Origin of the sequence: Streptomyces anandii JCM 4720 (assembly GCF_014650655.1) — a bacterium.
Taxonomy (GTDB): Bacteria; Actinomycetota; Actinomycetes; order Streptomycetales; family Streptomycetaceae; genus Streptomyces; species Streptomyces anandii.
The window spans coordinates 92,348-103,318 of the sequence record NZ_BMVJ01000008.1; the positions used below are offsets into that span (position 1 = coordinate 92,348).

9 protein-coding genes are annotated in these 10,971 nt (G+C 76.2%); 5 read left to right on the top strand and 4 right to left on the bottom strand.

All coding sequences use genetic code 11. The features are described from left to right. Positions 1 to 512, top strand: a 512-nt coding sequence (locus IE249_RS37490; protein WP_229858643.1) for an FHA domain-containing protein, incomplete at its 5' end; no start/stop codon positions are given. A gap of 27 nt (positions 513 to 539) precedes the next feature. On the opposite strand, the gene IE249_RS16360 is transcribed toward IE249_RS37490, so the two are convergent. Then, the gene (locus IE249_RS16360) at positions 540 to 1,526 is read right to left on the bottom strand and encodes a methyltransferase domain-containing protein (RefSeq protein ID WP_189705558.1); all 987 of its coding nucleotides are present in this window, start codon (positions 1,524 to 1,526) and stop codon (positions 540 to 542) included. A 103-nt stretch (positions 1,527 to 1,629) separates the two neighbouring features. On the opposite strand from IE249_RS16360, the gene IE249_RS16365 reads away from it, so the two are divergent. The 4 genes from IE249_RS16365 (at position 1,630) to IE249_RS16380 (ending at position 9,393) form a co-directional block, all read left to right on the top strand. Beyond that, positions 1,630 to 2,034 (top strand): globin, encoded by a 405-nt coding sequence (locus IE249_RS16365; protein WP_189705559.1) that lies wholly within the window; start codon positions 1,630 to 1,632, stop codon positions 2,032 to 2,034. 256 nt (positions 2,035 to 2,290) lie between these two features. Then, positions 2,291 to 5,584, top strand: a complete 3,294-nt coding sequence (locus tag IE249_RS16370) for an FtsX-like permease family protein (protein ID WP_189705560.1) — start codon at positions 2,291 to 2,293, stop codon at positions 5,582 to 5,584. Position 5,585: 1 nt separating this feature from the next. After that, positions 5,586 to 8,369, top strand: coding sequence for an FtsX-like permease family protein (locus tag IE249_RS16375; RefSeq protein ID WP_189705561.1), 2,784 nt, complete (start codon positions 5,586 to 5,588; stop codon positions 8,367 to 8,369). Positions 8,370 to 8,433: 64 nt separating this feature from the next. Then, a complete protein-coding gene (locus tag IE249_RS16380; protein ID WP_189705562.1) occupies positions 8,434 to 9,393 on the top strand; it encodes an ABC transporter ATP-binding protein in 960 nt (319 codons plus the stop codon). Between the two features lie 38 nt (positions 9,394 to 9,431). Here IE249_RS16380 and IE249_RS16385 read toward each other — a convergent pair whose 3' ends face one another. The 3 genes from IE249_RS16385 to IE249_RS37495 form a co-directional block, all read right to left on the bottom strand. Further along, positions 9,432 to 10,115 (bottom strand): DUF8185 domain-containing protein, encoded by a 684-nt coding sequence (locus tag IE249_RS16385; RefSeq protein WP_189705563.1) that lies wholly within the window; start codon positions 10,113 to 10,115, stop codon positions 9,432 to 9,434. Continuing rightward, the gene (locus tag IE249_RS16390) at positions 10,112 to 10,540 is read right to left on the bottom strand and encodes an acyl-CoA thioesterase (RefSeq protein WP_189705564.1); all 429 of its coding nucleotides are present in this window, start codon (positions 10,538 to 10,540) and stop codon (positions 10,112 to 10,114) included. Before IE249_RS16390 ends, IE249_RS16385 begins: the two co-directional genes overlap by 4 nt. An 8-nt stretch (positions 10,541 to 10,548) precedes the next feature. Beyond that, positions 10,549 to 10,971, bottom strand: a 423-nt coding sequence (locus IE249_RS37495; protein WP_229858646.1) for an ATP-binding cassette domain-containing protein, incomplete at its 5' end; no start/stop codon positions are given.

A 10,971-nucleotide genomic window follows, 5' to 3' on the forward strand; every position in this document is an offset into this window, starting at 1 on the left:
GCGGCCCGGGTGGATACGGCGGCCAGGGCGGCGGCTACGGCTATCCGCAGCCCGGCGCCACACAGGCCCCGTCCGGCCCGCCCTTCCCGCAGCAGCCGCAACAGCCGGCGACGTGGACGGCCACGATCGGCCCGGACCGCGACTACTTCATGGCGATGATGCATCGCTCCGGCCCCGAGGCCGCGGGCCTGAACCTGCCCGCCTACTCGCCCGAGCAGCAGCGCACGCTCTCGGGCAACCAGGTCACCATCGGCCGCCGCCGGCACTCCACCGGCGACACCCCCGACATCGACCTGTCGGTGCCGCCGGAGGACCCGGGCGTCTCGCACCAGCACGCGGTGCTGGTGCAGCAGCCCGACGGCACCTGGGCGGTGGTCGACCAGAACTCCACCAACGGCACCACGGTCAACGGCTCCGAGGAGCCGATCCAGCCCTTCGTGCCGGTGCCGCTGCAGGACGGCGACCGGGTGCACGTGGGCGCCTGGACGACGATCACGATCCGGCGCGGCTGACCACCGCCGGGCCGGGCGGGGCCCGGCTCAGCCCGGCAGGGGCCAGGCGTACGGCCCCTCCGGGCGGTCCAGCCACGCCCACGCGTGCGCGCCGCTCACCGTGATCCCGTAGCGCGGGCGCTCGGGGCGCCCCTCGCCCTCCCACACGGCGTAGGCCTCCCGCGCGTCCAGGCGGCCGCGGGTCAGCGCGAGCAGGAAGCGGAACAGCTCGTGCTCGCGCGCCCCGGGCGGCACCCCGTCCAGCGACGGGACCGGCGAACCGGGCCTGACCTCCCCGCGCAGCGGCACGAAGTAGGCGGGCGTGTCCAGGAAGGTGCCCTCGGCGTGCGCGGCGTCCCGCACGGTCAGCGCCACCACGCCGGTGGCGATCGGCGTCAGGACGCGGGCGCCGGGCGTGCACTGGTCGAGCCAGGCGCGCGGGACCGAGGGCAGCGCGCAGGTGGCGACTATCCGGTCGTAGGGGGCGTGTGCGGGGACCCCGCGTGCTCCGTCGCCGGTGACGACCGCCGGATGGTGCCCGGCGGCGGCCAGGTGCCGCCGCGCCGACTCGGCGATCTCCGGTTCCAGGTCCACGGTGGTGACGAGGCGGTCGGCGCCGAGCCGGTGGGCGAGCAGGGCGGCGTTGTAGCCGGTGCCGGCGCCGATCTCCAGGACCCGGTCGCCGTCCTCCACCCGCAGTTCGGCCAGCATCTGCGCCATGAGCGAGGGCTGGCTGCTGGAGGAGACGAGTTCGCCGTCGCGCAGCCGGGTGGCCAGCGGCACGTCGGCGTACGCGCCCCGCAGCCAGCGTTCGCGTGCCCTCGGGTCGGGGCTCTCGCCCCACCGGCGCTCGTAGCCGCCGACGGCGACGACGTAGTAGTACGGCACGAACAGGTGCCGCGGCACCGCGCCGAACACCTCCCGCCACACCGGGTCGGACGCCCAGGCGCCGCTCGCCTCGATGTCCCGCACCAGTTCCGCCCGCAGTTCGGCGGCGAGGCCGTCCGTCTCCCGGTCTTCCGAGTGCACGCCCATGACTCCACTGTGCTGCGCGGGGTCCGCCGGGGCGAGTACCGGTCCGGCCTCGAGGTTCTGGCCAGGTCCGCACCTCGGTCCGGCCGTCTGAGACCATGGACGGGTGAATGAGATCCGGCGCGGCACGCTTCAGGAGCAGACGTTCTACGAGCAGGTCGGCGGGGAGGAGACCTTCCGCCGGCTGGTCCACCGTTTCTACGAGGGCGTCGCGGAGGACGCCGAGCTGCGGGCCATGTATCCCGAGGAGGACCTGGGGCCGGCCGAGGAGCGGCTGAGGCTGTTCCTGATCCAGTACTGGGGCGGCCCGACGACGTACAGCGAGCGGCGCGGCCATCCCCGGCTGCGCATGCGGCACGCGCCCTTCACGGTCGACCGGGCCGCGCACGACGCCTGGCTGCGGCACATGAGGGTGGCCGTCGACGACCTGGGCCTCGCACCCGAGCACGAGCAGACGCTGTGGAACTACCTGACGTACGCGGCCGCGTCGATGATCAACACCCCGGACTGACCACCTCGGACTGACCACCCCGGACCGCCCCCTGGCTGAGCACACCGGACCGCCCCCTGGCTGAGCACACCGGACCGCCCCCGGGCTGAGCACACCGGACCGAAGCCCCGCACTGTCCCTTGCCGCCCCGGAATCCGGTCGCCGTGCGCCGGATTCCGATCACAATCAGATCAAGCTCGATCCACAAGCGCTTACCCGCGGCCCCTTCCCTCTGAGAGCATCGCTCGGAGGTCCGGACAACGGCGGGGGGAGCCGGGTGGCGGGGTTCACGGCGTTGGTGCTGCTGCGCGCACGGGCGCACCGTCTGCTCACGGCCGCCGCGCTGCTGACCGTCCTGCTCACCACGGCCGTCCTTGCGACCTTCGCCGCCTACTCCGGCGCGATCGGCGACGCGGCCCTGCGCCACGCGCTGAGCGACCCCCGCAACGCCGCGGACGCCGCCCTGACCGTCCGGGCCGATGTGCCCGTGGCCGGCCGCGCGCGTGCGGACGCCGCCGTGCGCGAGCGGGCCCGCGCGGCGTTCGACGGGCTGCCGGTGACGGTACGGACCCTGGTGCGCTCCGGCCCGTACGCCCTCCCCCGCTCCCTGCAGCCGCCGGCCGACCGGTCCGGCGACCCGGACCTGACCTTCTTCGCGGACCTGGACGGCAGCCAGGTGCGGGTCGTCTCCGGACGCCTGCCGCGCGCGACGGCGACGGGGGACCTGGAGGCCGCGCTGCCCGAGACCGCCGCCCGGCGGCTCTCTCTGGCCACCGGCGCCCGGCTCACGCTCGCCGACCGGCTGGGCGGCCGGAAGGTCCGGGTGCGCATCACCGGGCTGTACCGGCCCGCCCGCGCCGGCGGCGCCTACTGGCAGCTGGACGACTTGGGCGGCCGCGGGGTGCGCAAGGTCGACTTCACGACGTACGGCCCGCTGCTCGCCGCGCCCGGTGTGCTCTCCGGTACGAGGGTGACCGCCGGGCAGTCGGCCTGGCAGGTGTCGGCGGACTTCTCGGCGCTCACCACCGGGCGCATCGGCGCGCTGCGTGAGGCGGTCGGCCCGGGCGCCACCGCGCTGCGAAAGACGGTCGCGCCGGGCGAGACGGTCACGGTGACGACCTCGCTGCCCGACGTGCTGGACCGGATCGGCCGCTCGCTGCTCGTCACGCGGTCGACCCTGCTGATCGCCGCGCTGCAACTGGCCCTGCTCGCGGCCTACGCGCTGCTGCTGGTGGCCCGGCTGCTGAGCACCGAACGCGCCGGTGAGACGCGCCTGTTGCGGGCGCGCGGCGCGTCGCGGGCCCGGATCGCCTCGCTGGCCACCCTGGAGGCCCTGCTGCTCGCGCTGCCCGCCGTGGTGTGCGCCCCGCTGCTCGCCGGACCACTGACCCGGCTGCTGGCCGGGCAGGGCGCCCTGGCCAGGATCGGGCTGCACCCGGACATCCCGGCGGCCGGACGGCCCGGGGTGTGGCTGGTGGCGGTGGCCGTGGCGCTGGGCTGCGCGGTGGCGGTGACGCTGCCCGCGCTGACGTCGTCGTTCGCGGCCGGCCTGCGGGCCCGCGCGCTGCCCGCACCGTTGCGCGCGGGCGCGGACGTCGGGCTGCTGGCGGTGGCCGCCGTCGCGTACTGGCAGCTGGACCGGCAGCCCACCGGCGCCGTCGCCGGGGACCGCACGGGCGCGCTCGGCATCGACCCGCTGCTCGTCACCGCGCCCGCGCTCGCACTGCTGGCCGGCACGGTCCTGACGCTGCGGCTGCTGCCGCCGGTGGCCCGGCTGGCCGAGCGGTACGCGGCGGGCGGCCGGGGGCTGCCCGCGGCGCTGGCGGGCTGGCAGTTCAGCCGCCGCCCGATGCGCGGGGCGGGTCCGGTGCTGCTCCTCGTACTGGCCGTGGCGCTGGGCATGCTGGCGATCGGCCAGGGCGCCTCCTGGCACCGTTCGCAGGACGACCAGGCCGACTTCCGCGCGGGGGCGCCGGTGCGGGTGCTCGCCGCCGGGGAGGGTGACCTCGGGCGCACCGAGAGCTACGCCGCCGTCGGGCACGTACGCGCCGCCGCGCCCGCCGTGCGCACCGCGCTGCCGCTGTCCGGCGACCGCACGGCGACCGTGCTGGCGCTGGACACCACCCGGGCCGCGGACGCGGTCCTGATGCGCCCCGATCTGGCCGCGGGCCCGGTGGGGCCGCTGATGTCGGGGCTGGCGCCGAAAGGCGCGCCCGCCGGCGTGGAGTTGCCCGCGGGCACCGTCCGGCTGCGGCTGACGGCGGGCATCCGCGGTTCCGCCACGGGGCTTTTGGTGGACGTGGCCGCCACGCTGGAGGACCGCTACGGGCTGCCGTACCGGATGCCGCTCGGCCCGCTCCCCGCCGACGGCCACTCCCACTCCCTGGCGCTGGACGTGCCCGCCACCGCGGGCCCGCTGCTGCTGACCGGTCTCGAGCTGAGTCTGACCCAGCCCGTCGACCGTGCCGAGCAACACCGCCTGACCGTCTCGGAGATGACGGCCGAGGGCACCGACGGGACCGTACGGCGGCTGTCGCTGCCCACCGCCTGGCAGGCGGTCTCCTCCAGTACCGACACCACCTCCTCCCCCGACGGCAGCACCGCCCCGTCCCGGCCCTCCGTCACCTCCACCCGCCCGCTGACCGTCGCCTACGGCACCGGTTATGTCCCGCACGAGGACACCTGGGTGGTGGGCACGGTCACCGTGCGGGTGCAGGTCGTCCAGCCGTCGCAGCGGGAGGTGGCCGCGCTCGCCACCGACGCGTTCCTGACCGCGGCGGGCGCGCACCCCGGCCAGCGCGTGGACGTGACGATCGACGGCCGCTCCGTGCCGGTCCGCATCGCGCGGTCGGTACGGGCGCTGCCGACCACCGCGGGACAGCCGGACCAGGCGTCGGCCGCCGCGGCCGGCACGGTCGACGCGGCCCACGACGGCGGTGGCCTGCTGGTGGATCTGCGGTCGGTGAACCGGCTGCTCCAGGCGCGCTACGGCGAGGGTGTGCTGCCCACCGAGTGGTGGCTGAACACCGACCCGGGCCGGGCCGCGCAGGTGGCCGCCGCGCTGCGGGCCCTGCCCGACGTGGAACCGGCGCAGGTGGTGGTGCGGGACGAGATCGCCGGGCAGTTGCGCGACGACCCGTTCGGCGCCGGGCCCGCGGCCGCGTTCACCGCCGCGGCCGTGGTCGCCGCGGCCCTGGCGGCGCTCGGCTTCGCGGTGAGCGCGGCAGGGGCGCTGCGGGAGCGGGACGCCGAGTTCGCCGTGCTGCGGGCCCTGGGCGCCCCGCGCCGGAAGCTGGCCCGCATGCTCGCCGCCGAGCACGGCGTGCTGGTCGCCCTGGCCCTCGCGGTCGGGGTGGCCCTGGGCGCGGTGCTGACGCGGGCGGTGGTGCCGCTGATCGTGCTGACCGGGCAGGCGGCGAAGCCGGTGCCGGCGGTGCTGGTCGAACTGCCGCCCGGCCGGGTGGCCGTGCTGCTGGCGGCGGTCGCCGCCGCGCCGCTGCTCGTCACGGCGGCCCTGAGCCTGCGCCGGTCCGACCCGGCGGTGTCCCTGCGAGACGGCGGAGGTGAGTGAGGTGAACCGCGTCACCGCTTCCTGGGTCCGCGTCCGGCTGCGCACCGCGCCGGCCGCCGCGGCCGCCCTGGCGCTGCTGGTCGCGCTGACCGCGTGCCCGGCCGCGGTGTTCCCGCGCGCGCTCGACCGGTACCAGGACGCCGGCCTGGTCCACGCGGTCGAGCGGGCGCACCCGGACCGCACCAGTGTGTGGCTGTACGCCCCGCGCCTGGACGACGGGTTCGCGCAGCAGCAGCGGGAGGACGCGCTGCGCCCGCGGGCGCTGGAGCGGCAGTTCGCCGGGGTGCTGCGCGCCGTCCAGCGGCCGCTGGCCGCCGACCGCGCCCAGTCGTCGTACGGCGTCCAGAACAGCGATCCCCTCGCCGTGCCCGACGCCTTCATCCCCCGGCCCAGCGGACTGCCCGCGCGGTTGCGGCTGGTCGCGCCGAACGGCCTCGGCGGGCACTCCTCCGTACGCACGGGCCGGCTGCCGCGGGTGAACGGCACCGTGACGGCGGCGACCGCCGAGGTGGAGGCCGCCGTGACCGCCGAGACGGCCAGGAGCCTGCACCTGCGGGTGGGTTCGGTCGTCCATGTGCCGGGCGCGGCCCGCCACCCGCTCGCCGTGCGCGTCACCGGCGTCCTCGACCCGCGCGAACCCGGCGGCGCCTACTGGGCGTCCGAGCCCGTACTGCGCACCCCGTCGCTGGTGCGCGTCCCCTCGGCCGATCCGCAGTACTACTGGCTCGGCGCCCTGCTGCTGCCGCCCGAGGCGGCCCCGGCGCTGCTGGGCACCCCCGGGCACCCGTTCCGCTACTGGCAACTCGCGCCCGACACCCGCGCCCTGCACGCCCACGAGCTGGGCGGCCTGAAGTCCGCGGTCGCCGCCCTGGAGTCCGGGCCGGGGCTCGGGCAGGTGCGCACGGTCACCGGCCAGACCACGCAGGCGGACACCGATCTCGACGACGTGCTCAACGACTACGGCCGCCTCGCCGCCGGCATCGGCCCCCTGGTGTCCGTCGCCGCCTTCGGCACCGCGACGGTCGCCGCCGTGGTCCTGCTGATGGCCGGCGGCCTGGCCGCCGACCGCCGCCGCGCCGAACTCGCCCTGCTGCGCGCCCGCGGCGCCTCCCTGCGCGCCCTGGGCGGACGCCTGCTCGCGGAGACGGCCGTGGTGGCCGTGCCCGCCGGGGCGCTCGGGCTCGCCGCCGCGCTGCTCGCGGTCCCCGCGGAGCGCCGTGTGCCCGCGGTCCTCGCGGCGGTGGCGGTCACCGCTCTCGCCTGCATCGCACTGCCCCTGCGCGCGATGGTCACCCACCGCGCGGTCCGGGTGCACGGCCCGCGCGAGGACGCCGTGTCCCGGCGCCCGTCCCGGCGGCGCACGGTCGCCGAGCTCACCCTGCTGGTGATCGCGGCGGGCGCGGTGGAGGCACTGCGGCGCAGAGGTGTCTCGGGCACGTCCGGACCTTTTGGCGCCTCCGGCTCGGGCAGCGCCTCCGCGGGGGCCTCGTCCGGCGTCTCGGGTGACCAACTGGTTTCCCTGGCCCCCGTGTTGGTGGGTGTGATCGCGGCCCTGGTGCTGGTCCGGCTGTACCCGCTGCCGCTGCGCCGGCTGGCGGGTCCGGCCCGCCGGCTGCGTGGGGCGGTGGGGCATCTGTCGCTCGCCCGCGCGGGACGCACGTCCGTCTCCGCGGTGCTGCCCCTGCTGGCGCTGCTGACCGCGCTCACCACGGCCGCCTTCGGCGGATCGGTGCTGGCCGGGATCGCCGACGCGCGTGACCGTGCGGCACTGACGGCCGTGGGCGCGGACGCCCGCGTGGAGGGCAGCGCCGCGCTGCCCGCCGGGCTGCCCGCCCGGGTCCGCCGGGTGCAAGGCGTCGGCCACGTCGACGAGATGAGCGTCGACTACCAGGCCAAGGCGGGCGCGAACCTGACCCCGGTGTCCCTGGCCGGCGTCGCCCCCGCCGACTACGCCTCCCTCGCCGGCCGCACGGGCCTCGGCCCCTTCCCCGCCGAACGTCTACGGAGGCCGGCCGCCGGTCACTCCTCCCCCCTGCCCGCACTCGCCTCCCCGTCCGTCGCCCGGACCTACGGCACCCAGCCGTTCCCGGTGCGCCTCGGCGACGGCGACGGCATCACCGTACGGATCGCCGTCGTCCGCGACCGCACCCCGGCCGTGGTCGGCGACGACTTCCTGGTGGTCGACCGCGCCGGGCTGGACCGCACGGCCGCCCGCCCCACCACCCTGCTGGTGACCGGCGCCCACCCCGACGCCCGCGCCCTGCGCGCCGCGGCGGGCAAGGCGGCGTCCGTGCAACTGCGGTCCGAGGAGCGCGCGCACTACGTCGACTCGCCCCTGCAGACCGGCGCCGGGCGCGTCTACGCGGCGGCGGTCGCGGCGAGCGCCGGCTACGCCGTGCTGGCGCTGCTCCTCGCCCTGCTGCGCGCCGCCCCCGAACGCACCGCGCTCCTCGCCCGGCTGCGCACCATGGGCCTCACCCGCGCCCAGGGCCGCCGCCTGCTGATCCTGGAGTCGCTGCCCCAGGCCGTGCTCGCCGCGGCGGGCGGCGCGCTGACGGGCTGGGTGACCATCAGACTGCTGTCCCCCGGCATCGATCTGACCACGGTGGCCCTGCCCCCCGCCGCGGCCTACTCCGGCGCGGGTGTGCTGCGGACCGACCCGCTGTCCCTGGCCCTTCCGGCCGCCGCCGTGCTGCTGCTGACGGTGGGGGTCGCCGCCGGGCAGGCCTGGTGGACGGGCCGCAAGGGGTCGGTACGGGAGCTGAGGGCGGGGGATTCCGGATGAGCCGCCCCGGCACTCGTGCCTGTCCTGGTCCAAGCCACCCCAGCCGCCGTGCAGGAGCTCACCGATGACGACGAATCCCACGCTCGCCGACCTCGCCCGGCGGGCGACCGCCCACCGCGAGGAGCCGGCCTACGGCCACGACGCGCTGATCACCTGCGACCGCCTGGTGCGCATCTTCTCCGCCGACGGCGTCGAGGTGCAGGCACTGCAGGGCCTCGACCTGCTGGTCCGCGAGGGCGAGCTCATGGCCCTCGTCGGCGCCTCCGGCAGCGGCAAGTCCACCCTGATGAACATCCTCGCCGGACTGGACACCCCGACCGCCGGGGCGGCCCGCGTCGCCGACCACGACCTGCTCGCCATGACCGCCAAGGACCGCCTGCGCTACCGCCGTGAGGTCGTCGGCTTCGTCTGGCAGCAGACCTCCCGCAACCTCCTGCCCTACCTGACCGCCGCGCAGAACGTCGCCCTGCCCATGCAACTGGCCGGCGCCCGTGGACGCACCCGCCGCGCCAAGGCCGAACGCGCCCTGGAACTGCTGGAGCTCCTGGAGGTCGGCGACTGCCGGGACCGCCGCCCGCACCAGATGTCCGGCGGCCAGCAGCAGCGCGTCGCGATCGCGGTGGCCCTCGCCAACAACCCGGCGGTGCTGCTCGCCGACGAACCCACCGGCGAGCTCGACTCCCACACCGGCGAGCAGGTCTTCGCCGCCTTCCGCACCGCCAACGAACGCCTGGGCACCACCATCGTCATCGTCACCCACGACCAGGCGGTGGCCACCGAGGTCCGCCGCACGGTCGCCATCCGCGACGGCCGCACCTCCACCGAGGTGCTGCGCCGCAGCGAGATGGACGAGGCGACCGGACACGAGCGGGTGGTGAGCCGCGAGTACGCGATGCTGGACCGCGCCGGACGCCTGCAACTGCCCGCCGAGTACACCCGCGCCCTCGGCATGCGCGACCGCGTGGCCCTGGAACTGGAGCCCGACCACATCGCGGTACGCCCCGACGACAGCGAACGGGACTGACCGCCCCGCCGCCCCGGACGGCCCCGGCCCGCCCCGGGTCAGTGGACGCTGACGCCCAGCGTGCCGAGCCCCGCCTGCCGTACGGCTATCGAGCCGTAGGGGGTGCGCAGCCGCAGCCAGGACCCCGACGAGAACAGCGCGAGCTCGCCCTCGCCGGCGGCCGCGCGGGAGCGCAGGAAGCCCAGGGACTGCGCCGCGTGCAGGGCCCGCACCGGCAGCCGGGTCTGCCCGACGGTCCGGGACCAGATCTCCCGCCCGATCAGGTCGAGTCCGGCGCGGGTGCGCTCCTCGGGCGCCAACTCTCCGCTGCGGGTGCGGAATTCGGTGACGGCGGCGGTCACCGTCGCCCGCAGGTCGTCCGCCCGGGGCAGCCCGGGCTCCGGCTGCCAGCCGCCGCGCGGCGGGAGCACGCCCGCCCACGGCGGTCCGGTCACCGCGGCCGGGACGGCGGCCGTGGCGGCCGTCCCGTCCACGGACTCCAGCAGCTCGCCGGCGGACACGGTCACGTCGAGGGTGACGTCGAGCCCGTTCTCGTACGGCTTGGCGAGCCGCACGGCGCGGACGGCCAGCACCTCGAAGGACGGCGGCCGCCCGAACACGGCGAGCGCCGTGCCCGCCGCCTGCAGGCGCACGGCGGCGCCGCGGTCGTAGTGCAGCAGCCGGGACAGGAAGGCGGCCAGGTCGGCCGCCTCCGTGTCGTCCGTGAGGTGGAGCACCGTCATGCGGCGACGGCCTCCTCCTCGGCGGCCTTCTCTGCCCCGTCGTCCGTGTACTCCCGGAGGAACTCGCGCTCCTCTTCGGTGATCCGGCGCGGCCGCTGGGCCTCGAAGTCGAAGGGCACGATCACCGTCGAGGCCCGGACGTAGATCTGGTCGCCGTCCTTCACCTCGTAGGCGAGGGTGAAGGAGGCGGCCCTGATCTCCGTGACCCACAGCTCGATGTCGACCGGGGCGTGCCGGTGGACGAGCTGGCGCTTGTAGTCGATCTCGTGACGCGCCACGACCGACCCCTGCTTGAACTGCTTGTCCGGGCGGAACAGGAAGTCGATGCGGGCCTCCTCCAGGTAGCGGAGGAACACCACGTTGTTGACGTGGCCGTACGCGTCCATGTCCGCCCAGCGCAGCGGGCAGCGGTAGGTGTGGCGCATCTGCTGGATCAGCCCCGGGTCAGCTTCTTGTAGGTGGCACGGTGCGGACGGGCGGCGTCCGGGCCGAGCCGCTCGATCTTGTTCTTCTCGTACGACTCGAAGTTGCCCTCGAACCAGAACCACTTGGAGTCGCCCTCGTAGGCGAGGATGTGTGTGGCCACGCGGTCCAGGAACCAGCGGTCGTGGGAGACGACCACGGCGCAGCCCGGGAACTCCAGCAGCGCGTTCTCCAGGCTGGAAAGGGTCTCGACGTCGAGGTCGTTGGTGGGCTCGTCGAGGAGCAGCAGGTTGCCGCCCTGCTTGAGGGTGAGCGCGAGGTTGAGGCGGTTGCGCTCACCGCCGGACAGCACGCCCGCCGGCTTCTGCTGGTCCGGTCCCTTGAAGCCGAACGCGGAGACGTACGCGCGCGAGGGCATCTCGACCTGGCCGAC

Coding starts and splice junctions, on each gene's coding strand:
- IE249_RS16360 (WP_189705558.1), bottom strand. CDS start 1,526: ATGGGCGTGCACTCGGAAGACCGGGAGACGGACGGCCTCGCCGCCGAA.
- IE249_RS16380 (WP_189705562.1), top strand. CDS start 8,434: ATGACGACGAATCCCACGCTCGCCGACCTCGCCCGGCGGGCGACCGCC.
- IE249_RS16385 (WP_189705563.1), bottom strand. CDS start 10,115: ATGACGGTGCTCCACCTCACGGACGACACGGAGGCGGCCGACCTGGCC.
- IE249_RS16390 (WP_189705564.1), bottom strand. CDS start 10,540: ATGCGCCACACCTACCGCTGCCCGCTGCGCTGGGCGGACATGGACGCG.